The sequence below is a fragment of the Roseovarius sp. genome (genome assembly GCF_048262375.1).
Lineage (GTDB): Bacteria > Pseudomonadota > Alphaproteobacteria > Rhodobacterales > Rhodobacteraceae > Roseovarius.
In genome coordinates this window covers 98,837-115,399 of sequence record NZ_JBLXFE010000009.1, presented here as the reverse complement: position 1 = coordinate 115,399, position 16,563 = coordinate 98,837, and the positions used below count along the sequence as shown (strand labels likewise).

The window sequence follows — 16,563 nt, the reverse complement described above, 5'->3', positions numbered from 1 at the left end:
GCCTCAACTCTTTGCGCGTGACCTGTCACACATATGGACGCAGGCACGCACAATGCCCACAACAGGGGTATGTCCCAGCTTATCGACACCCTCACCAATCAGACATGGCGCTACGCCATGGGGCGCCGCTTTGAGGCGCTCACCGATGAGATATTTCAGGTCATCCGGTGGGTCTTGGTTGTGGGCTTTGCCAGCTATCTTGCGCGCACCCATGACAGCCCGATCCTGACCCTTACCTATTGGGGTCTCTCGGGGCTGCTGTTTGGCTATATCGCTTCGCGATTTCTGCTGCGGCCCGAGATCCCGTTTCTGGGCAATCCCGAGGGACGTCTGCGCCGCCTGATCCAATCAGCCCTCAATTTCCTTCTGTGCATCGTGGTCTTTGGCCTCACTCTTTGGGCCATCGCCACATTGACCGAGGTTATCGCCGAATATCGCACCACACATTGAGCACTTGCGCTTGCGCCCGCACGTCACCTGCGCCACAACCCTGCCTCAGCCAGCCGGAGCCACGCCATGCCGCCGATCAAAACCGTTCAGGACTATATCCGCACCATTGTCGACTTTCCGCATGAAGGGATTCTGTTTCGCGACGTGACCACGCTCTTTGCCGATCCGCGCGGCTTTCGCATGGCCATCGACCAGATGCTGCATCCCTACGCAGGCCAGCCCATCGACAAGGTGGCGGGGCTGGAGGCGCGCGGTTTCATCCTCGGCGGCGCCATCGCCCATCAGCTTTCGGTAGGATTTGTGCCGATCCGCAAAAAGGGCAAGTTGCCCGGAGCGGTCATTTCCGAAGAATATCAGCTCGAATATGGCGAGGCGGTGGTAGAGATCCACGACGACGCCATTCAGCCCGGCGAACGGGTGCTGGTGGTCGATGACCTCTTGGCTACGGGCGGCACGGCGGCGGCGGGTATCCGCCTGATCGAACGGCTGGGCGGTGTGATCGTGGGCTGTGCCTTTGTGGTCGATTTGCCGGAGCTGGGCGGACACAAGCGCCTGACGGATATGGGCATGGATGTGCACATTCTCTGCGCTTTTGAAGGGCAATGAGGCCAGGACACGCTCTTACCGAGCTTGTCCAACCCGCGTCTAATGTGGTCCAGCCTGCCCGAGCCGCGCCGCCAATCGCAAGGCATGGCTGGGGTCTTGGCTGACAGCAGGTAAAATCGGATCATAGCCAGCCCGGATCAGCGCCCCAATCTCGGGTCGCAAGACCACAGCGCCCCCCGGCAGCGCGGCCAGCACCGAGCGCTCTTGAAACGCCCGGTCCGACCACAAGAGCATGCTCTGGACGATCTGGCTCAACGCCAGTGTCTCGGCCGGCACGGCGCTCAGAGCGTCATCCATGCGCAGGAACACAAAACAGGCCCGGATCGCGCCGCGTTCGTCAAACCTGAAAATCCGGTATTGATTGGCGTCAGCCGCCTGCAATCGCGTCACCAAGGATTTCAGATCGGGGATCAGACGATCCAACCCCGGCACCTCGGGCAGTTCGCGCCACTCGCGAAAGAAAAAGAGCATCAGGTTCGCGCCCAGTTCCGGATCGGTCTCGGCCATCTGATGCCCCGCCAGCGCCACCACCGCCTCGACCGCGCCCTTGACCACGCTGAGCGTCGCGTCATCCGTGCCGAACACCACCGGCACAATGGGCCGCCCCCAGCGGGCAAAAAGGAATTCCCCGTCCGCGCGGGTAAACAGCGCCGCGATTGCGTCAGGGGTCAGAAGGTCGGCCATGCCACCCCCCGACAGGCCAGCCCCGCCTTGCGCTTCATCGTTCTGAAAATACTCAACTCCGACATCGCCACCCGCGCCTCACTCCTCAAAAAGATCGCTCTGCACCTTGCCGCCCGGTGCCGCCAGCCCCAGATGCGCCCAGCCGCCCTGCGCCAACATGCGGCCGCGCGGCGTGCGCTGAATGAGGCCCTGTTGCAGGAGAAACGGCTCGATCACCTCTTCCAGCGCATCTCGGCTCTCACTCAGCGCCGCGCTAATGGTCTCGATCCCCACGGGTCCGCCCTGATAGGCCTCGGCGATCAGCCGCAGATAGCGCCGGTCGGCCCCATCAAGGCCCAGATGATCCACGCCAAGACGGGTGAGCGAGCTATCCGCCAGCGCGCGACTGATCACGCCGCCGCCCTCAACGACCGCAAAATCCACGACCCGGCGCAAAAGCCGTCCGGCGATACGCGGCGTGCCGCGCGCGCGCCGCGCGATCTCGCGCGCGCCCTCGGTGTCGGTGGGAATATTGAGGAGTTTTGCATTGCGCGTCACGATCTCGTGCAACTCGTCGATCTCGTAAAACTGCAACCGCGTGGGGATGCCAAAGCGGTCGCGCAGCGGCGTGGTCAAGAGGCCCAGCCGCGTCGTCGCTCCCACCAGCGTAAAGGGCTGCAGCTCAATCCGCACGGTGCGCGCAGCTGGCCCCTCGCCGATCACCAGATCCAGCTCGAAATCCTCCATCGCAGGATAGAGCACCTCTTCCACCGCCGGGTTGAGCCGGTGGATTTCGTCGATGAAAAGCACATCGTTGCGCTCCAGATTGGTGAGGATCGCAGCGAGATCGCCCGCCTTGGCCAGCACCGGGCCGGAGGTCATACGAAACCCAACACCCAGTTCGCGCGCCATGATCTGCGCCAGCGTGGTCTTGCCCAGACCGGGGGGGCCGTGAAACAGCGTGTGATCCATCGCATCGCCGCGCTGCCGCGCCGATTGGATGAACACCGCCAGATTGGCCCGCGCCTCGCGTTGTCCGATGAACTCCGACAGGGCCTGCGGTCTCAGACTGCGGTCCTGATCCTCGGGCAGCGCCGCGCCGCGCAATGTCGGGTCTGGTTCAGCCATGGTTTACCCTTTCGGCGCCAGCCGCCGCAGGGCGGCGCGGATCAGATCGGCGGTGGCGGCCTCGGGCATCTCACCCGCCACCTGCGCCACCGCGCCCGCGGCCTCGCCGGGGGAATAGCCCAGATTGGTCAGCGCCGACAGCGCCTCGGCCTGTGCGCCGGGGTCGCGCGGTGCGGCGACAGGGGCCACGGCCAGCGGCGCGGACTCGATCACCTCGCCCGCGTCCGGCGCGGGGGGCGGGGCTGCGCCCATCGCCATGACTACCGGTGCCTTGTCCTTTAACTCATTGACCACGCGCTGCGCGGTCTTGGCCCCGATCCCCTTGGCAGCAGTCACGGAATTCCAATCCCCAATCGCAATCGCGCGCCCCACGCCTTCGGGTCCCAAGGCCCCCAGAATCGCAAGCGAGGCCTTGGCCCCGACCCCCTGAACGCTCATCAGCAAGCGGTGCCATTCCTTTTCCACGAGCGTAGGAAAGCCGAAAAGCTGCAAGAGATCTTCGCGCACCAGCAAATCCGTATAAAGGGCAGTCATACCGCCCACCCCGGGCAATGCCGACAAGGTGCGCTCAGAGCAATACACCAGATAGCCGACACCGCGCACATCAATCAGCACATGGTCGTTGCCGCGATAGTCGATCCGCCCCGCGATCCGCCCGATCATGCGCTGGCCCTCGCCACCGCACGCGCCAGCATATCGCTTGAGCGTGCGTGATGGGCGTGACAGATCGCTATCGCCAGCGCATCCGCCGCGTCTGGCCCCGCCAGCGCCACGCCGGGCAGTTGCACCTTGACCATATGCGCCACCTGTTCCTTGGCGGCATGGCCCACACCAACCACCGTTTTCTTGACCGTGTTGGGCGAATATTCCCCAACCGTCAGCCCGTATTGCGCGGGCACCAGCAGGGCGATACCCCGCGCCTGTCCCAGTTTGAGCGTACCCGCCCCGTCCTTGTTGACAAAGGTCTGCTCGACCGCCGCCGCCTGCGGGTCAAACCTATGCAAAATATCGGTTAATTGTTCGTAGAGCGACAGGAGCCGTGCCGCAAGATCCGGGCCCGTCGAATGGCATATACCATTGGCCACATGAGTAAGCCTGCTGCCCTCAACCTCGATCACGCCCCACCCGAGATTGCGCAATCCCGGATCAATGCCCAATACCCGCATATGTCTGCCCTGCCCTTGCGCCTTTTTTCCAGCATTAGCACGAAACGAGAACAAGCACCAAGCGGAATGCGCGTTCGCAAATCGCCTGATTTTGCGTCATTGCGTTGCAAAATAGTCGCCATCATCACCGTGCCAATGCGTTCATGAAATTTAAAATCGTTTAAATTCAATAGGATTAGCCCGTGTTATACCCATGCATAAAACGCATAAGAACTATGCAATAAACTCGCCTTGCGAGAATGAAACTGGCGGATTACCTGCCCCTCAGAAACAGACATGCTCTGTCCCCCCAATTTGCAGGAATAAAATCATGGCCGCTCTCGACAGCACCCGCTCCCATAGCTCTCACGCCGGTTTCGGCGCTTTCTTCGCTCGCACGTTCTCGGTTCTCGCCGCATGGAACGAGCGTCGCGCCACCCGCGCCGCCCTGTCGCGTCTGTCAGATCGCGAACTGGACGATATCGGCCTCAGCCGTGGCGACATTGATCTGGTTGCGCGCCAGATCTGATAGCTCTGCCAGAGCACACGCAAAAGCCCGCGACGGTGCGACCCGCGCGGGTTTTTTATGCTCGGAGCAGGCTTTGCTGTGCTCGATCGGCTCAGTGCAGGATTGGACGCAGATACGCCGACATTTCCACGCTCAGAGGATCGGGCTGCATCACCAGCGCCCCAGCTTGCTCAACAATACTCGCCTTAGAGAGTAGCGCCAATCGGTCGCTATAGAGCGGCAAGCCAAGTTGTGCGATGATCACCGCCTTGAAGAACATAAAGCCAAGAATCATGTAGAAAACCCCACGCAGAGGAAACCCTGCGCGGCGTCGCTTGGGCCGATAGATGATCAGCCCATCCTTGCCGACGTTGCTTACATAACCCTGCGCTAATTTGCTGCGCTTGCGTACAATGTTTTTAAGACGTGAATCGAATTCATGAAATGCGTCAGCCATAACCAAACATCCCGTTGTCACGGCCCCCACCGAGATAAGGAAATCATAGGATTTCATTGTGGCAAATCCAAGGCAAATTCTCGGAACAGCCTCACTTCTGACGCATTTTACGGATGTTTGGATAGGGTAAGGGTGGTCCAGTCACCAATCTCTTCGCGATGCTCAAGACTGTTTCCAATGGCGCAATAAACGTCGCGCACCTCATCTGCCTGCTCATTCAAAATGCCCGAAAGAATCACTTTGCCCCCATCTGCCAGAGCCGCCGTAATCCCCGGAGCCAGCATCACCAGCGGACCTTTCAGAATATTGGCAAAGATAAGATCATAAGGAGCGGACTCGCTCAGACGCGGATGGTCTAACCCTTCGGCCTCGACACAGACAACCCGCCCCTCCAACCCGTTGGCCGTAACATTGGCGCGTGCCACTTCGACCGCGACCTCGTCAATATCGCTGGCCAGCATGACGCCAGGCCAAATCCGCGCCGCCGCCATTGCCAAAACGGCCGTGCCACAGCCCAGATCAAGGACTGAGCGCCCGACGAACCCTTGGGTCGCCAGACGGTCCAACGCCTTCAGACAACCCTGAGTGGTTCCGTGATGTCCGGTGCCAAAGGCCATCGCAGCCTCGATCAACAATGGCTCGCAATCCTGCGGTACCTTGTCGGCATCATGGCTGCCGTAGACAAAAAACCGCCCCGCGACCACCGGCGTCAGGTCACGGCGCACCTTGGCGACCCAGTCCACCTCGGGCAGTTCTGAAATTACAAAGGGCTTGGCCCCGTGCATCTTGGCCAAGAGCGCCAAGGCGACCTCATTCGGGGCCTCCTCGAAATAGGCGCCAATCTCCCAGAGACCGGAGCCGTCCTCCATCTCAAACGAGCCGACCCCCGTCGGTTCCGGCTCGAGGTTCTCCAGCGCTTCGGCCAGCGCCTCGGCATTGGATTTCTCGGGCAGTGTGGTCAGGGCAGTATAGGTCGGCATCAAACTTCCTCTCAGGTGGGTGGCGTCACTCGGCGGGGGTCGCCACAAATCGTGCGAGAATTGTCTCATTTCCCGGTTCCGGGTGGCGCGGGATCAACAGCGCGAGACAGAATGAGACACCCGCCATCCCGGCCGCCCCCACGAACACCGCAGTCGGCGAGACCAGCCATAGATAGCCCAGCGCCGCAGGCAGAAACACCGCCGCGATGTGGTTGATGGTAAAGGCCACCGCTGCGGTGGGAGCGATGTCGCCGGGGTCGGCGATTTTCTGGAAATAGGTCTTGAGGGCGAGAGCCAACGAAAACAGTATGTGGTCAAACACATAGAGTGTCGCGGCCAGAACCACGCCCCAGCCAAAGAAATAAATCCCGCCATAGGCCAGAAAAACCACCGCCAGTCCGGCATATTCAAAGAGCAGCGTGCGCCGTTCGCCAAAGTGAAACACGGCCTTGCCCATCAGTGGGGCAAAGATCATGTTGACCACGAGGTTGATGAGAAACAGTGCCGTCACCTCATGCACTTCAAAGCCAAATTTCTCGACCATCATGAAGCCCGCGAAGACGATAAAGATCTGCCGCCGCGCGCCCGCCATGAATTGCAGCGCGTAATAAAGCCAGTAGCGCCGCCGTAGCACCATCTTCTTGAGCTGCGGATTAGGGGCCTCAAAGCGAGGATAGGCGATAAGGCAAAAGATCGCCACCACCGCCGTAAAACCACCCGCAACGAGATAGACGAAATTATAGCTCAGATCGAAGGCCTGCCATGTCAGCACAATGAGCACATAGGCCACCAGCGTCGCCGCCGACCCGCCCGCCATGAGCCAGCCCAGCATTTGCGGTGCGCGCAGTTTGTCCAGCCATTGCAATTGCAGCGATTGGTTCACGGTCTCGAAATAGTGAAACCCGATGGAGCTGAGCATTGTGATGGTGAGAATACCGCCAAGGCTCGGGAAATGCGCCGTGATCGCGGTGGCCACACCCAACAGCAGTAAGGAGACCAGAGCCAACACTTGCTCGTGCATCAACATAATCAGCGCGATCACGCCAATGGCGAGAAAGCCGGGGATTTCGCGCACCGTATGCAGCCAGCCAATGTCTGAACCGTCAAATCCCGCCACCTCGATGACAAAGTTGTTGAGCAGCGCCGACCATGTGGCAAAGGCCACCGGCATCGCGGCAGCCATAATAAAGAGCAGCGTTACAGGCCTGCGCCAAAATGGCAGGTCTTGCGCCTTGCCCAAGGGGAATTGTGGTTTCATATTTTCCCTTTACGCCCAAGTGGCAGGCTTGGCGAGAGGGTGCACAATTGGTCCACCGAAATCTTGAAAAGATTTCGGACCGCTTTCTTTTCAAGAAAGCGGCCACCAACCGCCAAGGCTTTCAATAGAAACTCTGTGGGTCGATATCGACCGTCAGCCGCATTTGCGCAGGCAACCGCACTTGCCCGATCCATGTCGCCCCTGCGACCTGTAACGCGGCCCCCTTGGGGGCCTTGACCAGCAAACGCACCCGGTGGCGCCCCCGGATGCGGGCAATCGACGCGGGCGCGGGCCCAAACACCTGCGCGCCCACAGCCCGAATGGGCCCATCGCGCCGTGCCAGCGCCTCGCCCAGATCGAACACCGCCTGCATATCAGGCGAGCTGAGGATGATCCCCGCCATCCGTCCATAGGGCGGCACGCCCGCCTGCCGTCGCCCTTCCGCCTCGGCCTGCCAGAAACCTTCTTCGTCCCCGGCCAGAATGGCCCGAATGACCGGATGCTCGGGCTGAAACGTCTGCAAGAGCGCGCGCCCCGCCCTCTCGGCCCGCCCCGCGCGCCCGGCCACTTGCCGCATGAGCTGAAACGTCCGCTCGGCGGCGCGCAGGTCAGATCCTTGCAAGCCAAGATCGGCGTCAATCACCCCCACCAGCGTCAGCATCGGAAAATTATGTCCCTTGGCCACAAGCTGCGTGCCGATGATAATATCGGCCCCGCCTTGGGCAATCTCGACAATCTGCTCTTTCAAGGCCCGCGCCGAGCCAAACAAATCCGAAGACAGCACCGCAATGCGCGCTTGCGGAAAGAGTGCTGCGGCTTCTTCGGCCAGCCGTTCCACCCCCGGCCCCACCGCAGCCAGCTTGCCCGCCACGCCGCAAGAGGGACAGGCCTCGGGCATGGCCGCACTCTCACCGCATTGGTGGCACACCAGCCGCTTTTGAAACCGGTGTTCGACCATACGTGCATCACAGTGGTCACAGCCGATCTGATGTCCGCAGGCCCGGCAGATCGTGGTCGGCGCATAACCGCGCCGGTTGAGAAACAAAAGCGCCTGTTCGCCCGCTGCCACCCGCGCAGTGACCGCCGCCTGCAAACTGGGTGAAATCCAGCGGTTCGAGGGCAGGCTTTCGGCCCGCATATCAATCGCTACCAGTTCCGGCATCACCGCCGCGCCAAACCGCGCATCCAGATCAAGCCGCTCGTATTTGCCAGCCTGCGCATTGGCCCAACTTTCAAGGCTGGGCGTGGCCGAGGCCAGCACCACCCGCGCCCCGCACAGGCTGGCGCGCAGCACCGCCATATCCCGCGCATGATAGAGCACGCCGTCTTCTTGTTTGTAGGAACTGTCGTGTTCCTCATCGACCACGATCAGTCGGAGGTTCTGGAAAGGCAGAAAGAGTGCAGAGCGCGCGCCAACAACCATCTGCGCACCGCCCTGCCCGACCATTTTCCAGACCCGCCGCCGTTCGGTCATGGTGACGCCAGAATGCCATTCGGCCGGTTTTGCCCCGAACCGCGCCTCGACCCGTGTCAGGAATTCTGCCGTAAGCGCGATTTCGGGCAAGAGCACCAACGCCTGCCCTCCCTGGCGCATCGCTTCGGCAACCGCCTCGAGATAGACTTCGGTTTTGCCCGATCCGGTGACCCCCCGCAGGAGGGTCGTGCCATAGCCCTCGGTTCGCAGTCCGGCGCACAGATGCGCCGCAGCCGCGGCCTGATCGTCGGTCAAGGTTTTGGCGGGCAGGTCCGGATCCAGCCTGACAAAGGGCGTGTCACGCGGCGTATCTTCTTCGCGCACCGCGCCCTGGCTCACCAATCCCTTGACCACGGAAGAGGTGACGCCCGCCAGATCACTTATCTCCTTGAGCGTGAATCCAAGGCCTCCATGCGCGCGCAGCACCTCCAAAACACGCCTGCGGGCATCGGTCAGACGCTCTGGCTCTGCTTCGCCCAAGCGATAAATCTTCTGCATCGAGGGCGGATCGCTGAGACCGGGCGCGCGCGTCGCCAAACGCAGCATCGCAGACATCGGCGTAAGGGTATAATCGCCCGCCCGGCGCAAAAACTCCTGCATTTCAGCCCGCATCGGGGCCACATCCAATGCCCGCAGAATGGTCCGCGCCTTTTTGAGGTCAAAACCGCCCCGCCCCGGCCCCCAGACCACACCAAGCACCCGGCGCGGCCCCAACGGCACCTCAACAAAGGCGCCCGCCATCACACCGCCTTCGGGGGCAAGGTAATCCAGCGGCCCATCCAGCGGTTGCGCCGTCAGCACTGCCACCAACTCGCCCTCGTGATAGAAGTCGGGCAGTGACTGGGTCAACGGGCAGCTCCTGTGCGTGAGGGGTTTCGGCGGACGTCCCTATGAGGTAAACGCTTCGCCAAGCAAACCCAACCCGCCACAGAGGGCCATCCCATGAAATTCTTTGTCGACACCGCAGAAACCGATCAGATTGCCGAACTCAACGACCTTGGCATGGTGGACGGCGTGACCACCAACCCGTCGCTGATCCTGAAATCAGGCCGTGACATTCTGGAAGTGACCCGTGAAATCGCCGAAATGGTCGATGGCCCGGTCAGCGCCGAAGTTGTGGCATTGACCGCCGATGAGATGATCGCAGAAGGCCGCAAATTGGCGGCTATCGCAGGCAATATCGCCGTCAAGGTGCCGCTGACATGGGACGGGCTCAAGGCGTGCAAGGTGCTCTCGGGCGAGGGCAATATGGTCAATGTCACCTTGTGTTTCTCGGCAAATCAGGCGCTCTTGGCGGCCAAGGCGGGGGCCACGTTCATTTCTCCCTTCATCGGACGCCTTGATGACATCAACCTCGACGGGATGGAGCTTATCGCCGATATCCGCACGATCTATGACAATTACGGTTTTGAGACGCAAATTCTTGCGGCGTCGATTCGCACCGTCAACCATGCCTTTCAGGCGGCCTATATCGGCGCGGATGTGATGACCGCCCCCCCCGGCGTCATCAAGAAAATGGCAGAGCACCCGCTGACCGAGCAGGGGCTCAAGACATTTATGGCCGATTGGGAAAAGACCGGTCAAAAAATTCTGTAACCTTGTTATGTCGGGGCTCTTGGCCCGGCATTCAGATCCAGCGACTCAGGGGCGTCTTCGGGCGCCCCTTCTCGATTGCGCCGATCGTATCGTGCATCGACCCGGCTTTCTTGTGCCGACTCAGCCGACATCAGACATGATGCTAACACGCCGATCCTGCCGGATTGCTTTGATGCGCTTGGATGCAGCAGGGCCATACACCGGTGCAGAGGTCTGTTCGCGCAGCGGCGCGTTGGAGGACGGAAGGTCATCCAGCGGTCTGCCCGATCTTTTTGCGTGGGCATAGCCCTGAATTTGCAAAACGATCTGGCAACCTCTGACTTCGCTGTTACGATCATTACAGGCGTGGTGTTCATGATCCGTGTACTTTTGCATGTACGCAGATTAAGGGGCGACTTCGCCGCCGCACACCTTGGTCGCGGTCTGGAACCCTCTCCGGGAAACGGGCCCTTTTCAAAGCGAACCGGCGATCGGTTTCCAACCGGCCCGAGAAGATCTGTCACTGCGTGGCACGGAATGGAGAAGGTTTATGGATCAATATGATTACATCGTGATCGGCGCAGGCAGCGCGGGCTGTGTCCTGACCAACCGCCTGTCGGCTGATCCCGCCAATCGTGTTCTGTTGCTCGAAGCGGGGGGGAGCGACAACTATCACTGGATTCACATTCCGGTGGGATATCTCTATTGCATCGACAATCCCCGCACCGACTGGCGATTTCGCACTCAGGCTGAGCCGGGATTGAACGGGCGCGCTCTGATCTATCCGCGCGGCAAGGTGCTGGGTGGATGTTCGTCGATCAATGGCATGATCTACATGCGGGGTCAGGCGCGTGATTATGACCAATGGGCTCAGATGGGCTGTACCGGCTGGGGCTGGGATGATGTGCTGCCGCTCTTTTGTCGCACCGAGGATCACCACGCCGGCAAGACCGACCATCACGGCGCGGGCGGTGAGTGGCGGGTTGAAAAAACCCGCGTGCGCTGGCAGGTGCTGGACAGTTTCCTTGAGGCCGCCCAACAGGCGGGCATCCCGCGCACCGATGATTTCAATTCGGGTGACAATGAGGGCGGCGGCTATTTTGAGGTCAACCAACGCTCAGGTATCCGTTGGAGCACGTCAAAGGCCTTTTTGCGCCCGGCCAGGAACCGCCCCAACCTGCGCATCCTGACTGGCGCGCAGGCCGAGCGGCTGATCGTGGAAAATGGCGAGGTCAAGGGCGTTGTCTATCATCGGGAGGGCCGCAGTAACACGGCAATGGCCAGCCGCGAGACAGTGCTTTGCGCCGGTGCAATCGGCTCTCCGGCCTTGCTGGAACTCTCGGGCATCGGCAATGGTGCGGCGCTTCAGGCCGCAGGGATTGCCCCTGTGGTCGAGGTGCCGCAAGTGGGCGGAAATCTGCAGGACCACCTGCAATTGCGCCTGATCTACAAGGTGCATGGCGTGCCAACCCTGAATGAAAAGGCCAGCAGTTTGCATGGCAAACTCGGGATCGGGCTGGAATACTTGTTAACGCGGTCCGGCCCGATGTCGATGGCCCCCAGTCAATTGGGCCTCTTCACCCGGTCCGGGCCGGAAAAGGAGACGGCGGATCTGCAATACCATGTTCAGCCCGTCAGTCTGGACAAGTTCGGCGATCCGGTTCACCCCTTCCCGGCGATGACCGCAAGCGTGTGCAACCTGCGCCCCGAGAGCCGGGGCAGCGTGCATGTGACCTCGGCCGATTTCCGCGCGCATCCTGAGATTCGGCCCAATTACCTGTCTGCCGAAGCAGATCGTGATGTGGCGGCCCGGTCTATCGAACTGACCCGCCGGATCGTGGCGCAACCTGCATTTGCACGGTTTCACCCCGAAGAATATAGGCCCGGCCCCGATTACCGAACCCGAGACGATCTGGTGAAAGCCGCAGGCGATATTGGCACCACGATCTTTCATCCGGTGGGGACCTGCCGGATGGGGGCGGATGACGCGGCGGTGGTCGATCCGCGCTTGCGCTTGAAACGGCTGGGGCGGCTGCGCATCGCTGATGCGTCGATCATGCCGACGATCACCTCAGGCAACACCAATTCCCCCACGGTGATGATCGCCGAAAAGGCGGCGCAGATGATTCTAGAGGACGCGCGCAGCTGAGGGCTGATGTAAGGCCCGCCGCCAAACAGACCACCCTGCGCGCGACCGAAACCGGCGGGATGCATTTGATGCTGATAAGCCTGACCGCCCGATCAAGGCGGGGGATATGGCGCCCTCAACCTTTCTCTTCGAGCAGGCCGGTTCGGTTGCGGTGGAGCTTATGGAGCAATCCACGTTGGTCCACGGCGCGGGCAAGGAGGGAGCGCGGGCAAATTCGCGACAGCATGAAAAAGGGGCGCCCGAAGGCGCCCCAAGTTTTGCTGATCAGGCTCATCATTTGACCGCTCGGTTTCTGCCTGCGGCCTGATCGGCCCGGGGCGAGCGCACCCGCCCCGTGTCCGAATTCCTTAGCTGCACCCGCTCGTCGCGCCGCAGGTGTTGCACTTCATGCAGGTGCCATTGCGCACCAGCGTGTAGTTGCCGCAGTCGCCGCAGGCCTCGCCCTCGTAGCCCTGAAGCCGGGCCTTGGTACGGGCGTCCATGCTGACCGCGCCCGAGGCCACCGCCGTCGTGCTGCTCATTGTCGCCACCGTCGAGGTGGCGGTTTCGGGCACCAGCGTGGCCAACATGGTCATCGCGTCGATCCCGTCGCCAGAGGCGCGCGCCATTGTCTGCCCGCCTTGGAACACGATCAGTTCCTGCGGCAGACGCTTGCGCAGATAGCCGGTCGAGCTGATCTGTTTGAGCACTTCGAGGGAGCGGTTGGCCGCCGCTTCGCTCATTTCCGAGACATTGCGCACGCCCTCTTCTTCGCCCCGACCGATATCGTCAAAGCTGGCCCCCGAGGGTTTGACATGCGCCAAATCAGTGCGGTCGAGATAGCTTACCGCCAGTTCGCGGAAGATATAGTCAAGGATCGAGGTGGCATTCTTGATGCTGTCATTGCCCTGCACCATGCCCGCCGGTTCGAACTTGGTAAAGGTGAAGGCATCGACGAATTCCTCCAGCGGCACGCCGTATTGCAGGCCGACCGACACGGCGATGGCGAAGTTGTTCATCATCGCCCGGAACCCGGCGCCTTCCTTGTGCATGTCGATGAAGATTTCGCCCAGTTGGCCGTCTTCATATTCGCCCGTGCGCAGATAGACCTTGTGACCGCCGACAATCGCCTTTTGCGTATAGCCCTTGCGCCGCTCGGGCAGTTTTTCGCGGTGCGATTTCTGGATTTCCTTGATGATCACCTTTTCCACGATCTTCTCGGCCAGCACTTGTGCCTTTTGCTGTGGCGTGCCGGATTCGAGGATCTCTGCCGCCTCGTCGTCATCCTCGACCAGCGAGGCCGCCAGCGGTTGACTCAGCTTCGAACCGTCGCGGTAGAGCGCATTCGCCTTGACCCCCAAGGACCACGACAGCTCGTAAGCCTTTTGGCAATCCTCGATTGTGGCGTCATTGGCCATGTTGATCGTCTTGGAGATCGCCCCCGAGATAAACGACTGCGCCGCCGCCATCATGGTGATATGGCTCTCAACCCCGAGATAGCGCTTGCCCTTCTTGCCGCAGGGGTTGGCACAATCAAAGACGTGATAATGGTCCGCCTTGAGATGAGGCGCACCCTCGAGCGTCATTGTCCCGCATACATGGTCATTGGCCAGCTCGATATCGCGCTTGGAATAGCCCAGATGCGCCAGCAGATCAAAGGTCGGGTCGTTCAGCTTTTGCTCCGGGATGCCCAGAACATTGGTGCAGAACTCTGCGCCCAGCGTCCACTGGTTGAACACAAAGCGGATGTCAAAGGCGCTGCCGAGGGCCGCGTCTACCTTGGCCAGTTCGGTTTCACCAAAGCCGTGCCCGATCAGCGAGGTGTGGTTGATCCCCGGTGCATTGCCGATGGTGCCGTGACCAACCGCGTAGCTGACGATTTCCTCGATCTGCGCCGAACCATAGCCCAGTTTTTCAAGGGCAGCCGGTACTGACTGGTTGATGATCTTGAAGTAGCCGCCGCCCGCAAGCTTCTTGAACTTGACCAGCGCGAAATCAGGCTCGATCCCGGTGGTGTCACAATCCATCACCAGCCCGATCGTGCCGGTGGGCGCGACCACCGATGTCTGCGCGTTGCGATACCCGTGCTTTTCGCCCAGCTTGAGCGCCTCATCCCAAGCTGCCATCGCCAGATCGACCAGCCGCGCATCCGGGCAGCCTTTGTGATCAAGCGGTACAGGTTTCACCGCCAGAGCCTCATAGCCTTCGGTCGCGCCATAGGCGGCATTGCGGTGGTTGCGGATGACGCGCAGCATGTGCTTGGCGTTGCGCTTGTAGCCCGCAAAGGCACCCAGTTCGCCCGCCATCTCGGCGCTGGTGGCATAGGCCACGCCGGTCATGATCGCCGTCAGCGCCCCGCAGAGCGCGCGCCCCTCGTCGCTGTCATAGCCAAAGCCCATGTTCATCAGCAAGCCGCCGATATTGGCATAGCCCAGACCCAGCGTGCGGAATTCGTAGCTGAGCTGCGCGATTTCCTTGGACGGAAATTGCGCCATCGTCACCGAGATTTCCAGCGTCACAGTCCAGAGACGTGTGGCGTGCATGTAGGCGTCGGCGTCAAATTTGCCGTCAGTATAGAACTTCAAGAGGTTCATTGAGGCGAGGTTGCAGGCCGTATCGTCCAAAAACATATATTCGGAACATGGGTTCGAGCCGCGGATTTCGCCGTCTTCGGGGCAGGTGTGCCACGCGTTGACGGTGTCATGATACTGAATGCCCGGATCGGCACAGGCCCAAGCCGCGTGCCCCACGTCTTCCCACAGATCACGCGCCTTGATGGTCTTTGCGACCGATCCGTCCACACGGTTGATCAGCGCCCAATCCGCATCGTCCTTGACCGCCTTGAGAAAGGCATCGGTGACGCGGATCGAATTGTTGGAGTTCTGACCCGAAACGCTCGCATAGGCCTCTGAATCCCAGTCGGTGTCATAGGTCGGGAATTCGATGCTGTCATAGCCCTGCTTGGCATAATCCAGCACCCGCTTGACGTAGGTTTCAGGAATTTGCACCTGCTTGGCGCCGCGAATGGCAGATTTCAACTGATCGTTTTTCTTGGGGTCGACAGCATCCTCAGAGCTGCCATCCCACGCGCGGATCGCGGCAAAGATTTCGTTCAGCTTCTGCTCGTGCATCTTGGAGCCCGCGACGATGCTGGCGACCTTCTGCTCTTCCTTGACCTTCCAGTTGATGAATTCCTGGATATCGGGGTGGTCGGCGTCGCAGATCACCATCTTGGCCGCACGGCGCGTGGTGCCGCCCGACTTGATCGCGCCCGCAGCCCGGTCACCGATCTTGAGAAAGCCCATGAGGCCAGAGGACTTGCCCCCCCCTGACAACCGCTCGCCCTCGCCGCGCAAGCTGCTGAAGTTGGTGCCGGTACCGGAGCCGTATTTGAACAGCCGCGCCTCGCGCACCCACAGATCCATGATGCCGCCATCGCCCACCAGATCATCCTTGACCGATTGGATAAAGCAGGCATGCGGCTGCGGATGCTCATAGGCAGAGGCCGATTTGGTCAGCTCGCCGGTTTCGAAATCGACGTAGTAATGCCCTTGGCTCGGGCCATCGATGCCATACGCCCAGTGCAGGCCGGTGTTGAACCATTGCGGGCTGTTGGGGGCCGCCATCTGGCGCGCCAGCATATAGCGCATCTCGTCGAAATAGGCGCGCGCATCGGCTTCCTTGGAAAAATAACCGCCTTTCCAACCCCAATAGCACCATGCCCCTGCCAGCCGGTCAAAGACCTGCTTGGCGCTGGTCTCTCCGCCGAATCCGTCATTGTCCGCCGCCGGAACCGACCGCCACAGGAATTCGGGCACGCCCTCTTCTTTGATCTTTTCGATCCGGTTGGGAATGCCAGCCTTGCGGAAATACTTTTGTGCGATCACATCGCTTGCGACTTGGCTCCAGCCTTTGGGGACTTCGATCTCGTCCAGCCGGAAAACCGTGGTCCCATCAGGATTGCGGATCTCGGAGCTGGTGGTCACAAACTCCAGCGCAGCATAAGCGTCCTGCCCGGCGGTGGTGAATTTTCTCTCGATCTTCATCTGTTCTGCCCCATCGCAATAGTTCTTGGACCTATGGCCCGGTGTGAGTTGTTCATTTCAATCCGAAACAGCGTCGCGTCAGCGTCCGACACGCTGCGCGCGCACGACGGTGTTGATCGGTAACTGGTCGGTCATAGCGAATTTT

The 16,563-nt window shown here is 60.9% G+C and carries 14 protein-coding genes; 5 read left to right on the top strand and 9 right to left on the bottom strand.

The features are described 5' to 3' along the window. Positions 1–69: 69 nt before the first annotated feature. Both ACN0SW_RS11910 and ACN0SW_RS11905 read left to right on the top strand, forming a co-directional pair. On the top strand, positions 70–450 hold the full coding sequence (locus ACN0SW_RS11910) for a hypothetical protein (protein WP_417728149.1): 381 nt from the start codon (positions 70–72) through the stop codon (positions 448–450). Positions 451–516: 66 nt separating this feature from the next. Further along, positions 517–1,056: an adenine phosphoribosyltransferase gene (locus ACN0SW_RS11905; protein ID WP_417728148.1), complete on the top strand. Its 540-nt coding sequence runs from the start codon at positions 517–519 to the stop codon at positions 1,054–1,056. Positions 1,057–1,095: 39 nt separating this feature from the next. Here ACN0SW_RS11905 and ACN0SW_RS11900 read toward each other — a convergent pair whose 3' ends face one another. From ACN0SW_RS11900 to ruvC, 4 genes are all read right to left on the bottom strand, one after another. Next, entirely contained in the window at positions 1,096–1,740 is a 645-nt protein-coding gene (locus ACN0SW_RS11900) for a hypothetical protein (RefSeq protein ID WP_417728147.1), read from the bottom strand. Between the two features lie 78 nt (positions 1,741–1,818). Beyond that, entirely contained in the window at positions 1,819–2,847 is a 1,029-nt protein-coding gene (gene ruvB, locus ACN0SW_RS11895; protein WP_417728146.1) for a Holliday junction branch migration DNA helicase RuvB, read from the bottom strand. A 3-nt stretch (positions 2,848–2,850) separates the two neighbouring features. Continuing rightward, positions 2,851–3,510, bottom strand: coding sequence for a Holliday junction branch migration protein RuvA (ruvA, locus tag ACN0SW_RS11890; RefSeq protein ID WP_417728145.1), 660 nt, complete (start codon positions 3,508–3,510; stop codon positions 2,851–2,853). After that, a complete protein-coding gene (gene ruvC, locus ACN0SW_RS11885) occupies positions 3,507–4,013 on the bottom strand; it encodes a crossover junction endodeoxyribonuclease RuvC (RefSeq protein ID WP_417728144.1) in 507 nt (168 codons plus the stop codon). Before ruvC ends, ruvA begins: the two co-directional genes overlap by 4 nt. 310 nt (positions 4,014–4,323) lie before the next feature. Here ruvC and ACN0SW_RS11880 point away from each other — a divergent pair, with 310 nt between their 5' ends. Then, positions 4,324–4,521: a DUF1127 domain-containing protein gene (locus ACN0SW_RS11880; protein WP_417728143.1), complete on the top strand. Its 198-nt coding sequence runs from the start codon at positions 4,324–4,326 to the stop codon at positions 4,519–4,521. A 91-nt stretch (positions 4,522–4,612) separates the two neighbouring features. Here ACN0SW_RS11880 and ACN0SW_RS11875 read toward each other — a convergent pair whose 3' ends face one another. The 4 genes from ACN0SW_RS11875 to ACN0SW_RS11860 all read right to left on the bottom strand — a co-directional run bounded on the left by ACN0SW_RS11875 (position 4,613) and on the right by ACN0SW_RS11860 (position 9,518). Beyond that, positions 4,613–4,957, bottom strand: coding sequence for a hypothetical protein (locus ACN0SW_RS11875; protein ID WP_417728142.1), 345 nt, complete (start codon positions 4,955–4,957; stop codon positions 4,613–4,615). Positions 4,958–5,064: 107 nt separating this feature from the next. After that, on the bottom strand, positions 5,065–5,937 hold the full coding sequence (locus ACN0SW_RS11870; RefSeq protein ID WP_417728141.1) for a 50S ribosomal protein L11 methyltransferase: 873 nt from the start codon (positions 5,935–5,937) through the stop codon (positions 5,065–5,067). Positions 5,938–5,962: 25 nt separating this feature from the next. Then, on the bottom strand, positions 5,963–7,195 hold the full coding sequence (locus ACN0SW_RS11865) for an MFS transporter (RefSeq protein WP_417728140.1): 1,233 nt from the start codon (positions 7,193–7,195) through the stop codon (positions 5,963–5,965). A gap of 121 nt (positions 7,196–7,316) precedes the next feature. After that, entirely contained in the window at positions 7,317–9,518 is a 2,202-nt protein-coding gene (locus tag ACN0SW_RS11860; RefSeq protein WP_417728139.1) for a primosomal protein N', read from the bottom strand. 93 nt (positions 9,519–9,611) lie between these two features. Between ACN0SW_RS11860 and fsa the strand changes: the two genes are divergently transcribed. Continuing rightward, positions 9,612–10,265 (top strand): fructose-6-phosphate aldolase, encoded by a 654-nt coding sequence (gene fsa / locus ACN0SW_RS11855; protein ID WP_417728138.1) that lies wholly within the window; start codon positions 9,612–9,614, stop codon positions 10,263–10,265. 529 nt (positions 10,266–10,794) lie between these two features. Next, positions 10,795–12,393, top strand: coding sequence for a GMC family oxidoreductase (locus ACN0SW_RS11850; protein ID WP_417728137.1), 1,599 nt, complete (start codon positions 10,795–10,797; stop codon positions 12,391–12,393). Positions 12,394–12,740: 347 nt separating this feature from the next. Here the strand turns inward: ACN0SW_RS11850 and ACN0SW_RS11845 are convergent, their stop codons facing one another. Beyond that, a complete protein-coding gene (locus ACN0SW_RS11845) occupies positions 12,741–16,418 on the bottom strand; it encodes a vitamin B12-dependent ribonucleotide reductase (RefSeq protein WP_417728136.1) in 3,678 nt (1,225 codons plus the stop codon). Positions 16,419–16,563: the final 145 nt, after the last annotated feature.

What these genes read in the sequence shown, in the direction of transcription:
- ACN0SW_RS11910 (WP_417728149.1), top strand. Translation starts at nt 70, where the DNA reads ATGTCCCAGCTTATCGACACCCTCACCAATCAGACATGGCGCTACGCC.
- ACN0SW_RS11905 (WP_417728148.1), top strand. Translation starts at nt 517, where the DNA reads ATGCCGCCGATCAAAACCGTTCAGGACTATATCCGCACCATTGTCGAC.
- ACN0SW_RS11900 (WP_417728147.1), bottom strand. Translation starts at nt 1,740, where the DNA reads ATGGCCGACCTTCTGACCCCTGACGCAATCGCGGCGCTGTTTACCCGC.
- ruvB (WP_417728146.1), bottom strand. Translation starts at nt 2,847, where the DNA reads ATGGCTGAACCAGACCCGACATTGCGCGGCGCGGCGCTGCCCGAGGAT.
- ruvA (WP_417728145.1), bottom strand. Translation starts at nt 3,510, where the DNA reads ATGATCGGGCGGATCGCGGGGCGGATCGACTATCGCGGCAACGACCAT.
- ruvC (WP_417728144.1), bottom strand. Translation starts at nt 4,013, where the DNA reads ATGCGGGTATTGGGCATTGATCCGGGATTGCGCAATCTCGGGTGGGGC.
- ACN0SW_RS11880 (WP_417728143.1), top strand. Translation starts at nt 4,324, where the DNA reads ATGGCCGCTCTCGACAGCACCCGCTCCCATAGCTCTCACGCCGGTTTC.
- ACN0SW_RS11875 (WP_417728142.1), bottom strand. Translation starts at nt 4,957, where the DNA reads ATGGCTGACGCATTTCATGAATTCGATTCACGTCTTAAAAACATTGTA.
- ACN0SW_RS11870 (WP_417728141.1), bottom strand. Translation starts at nt 5,937, where the DNA reads ATGCCGACCTATACTGCCCTGACCACACTGCCCGAGAAATCCAATGCC.
- ACN0SW_RS11865 (WP_417728140.1), bottom strand. Translation starts at nt 7,195, where the DNA reads ATGAAACCACAATTCCCCTTGGGCAAGGCGCAAGACCTGCCATTTTGG.
- fsa (WP_417728138.1), top strand. Translation starts at nt 9,612, where the DNA reads ATGAAATTCTTTGTCGACACCGCAGAAACCGATCAGATTGCCGAACTC.
- ACN0SW_RS11850 (WP_417728137.1), top strand. Translation starts at nt 10,795, where the DNA reads ATGGATCAATATGATTACATCGTGATCGGCGCAGGCAGCGCGGGCTGT.
- ACN0SW_RS11845 (WP_417728136.1), bottom strand. Translation starts at nt 16,418, where the DNA reads ATGAAGATCGAGAGAAAATTCACCACCGCCGGGCAGGACGCTTATGCT.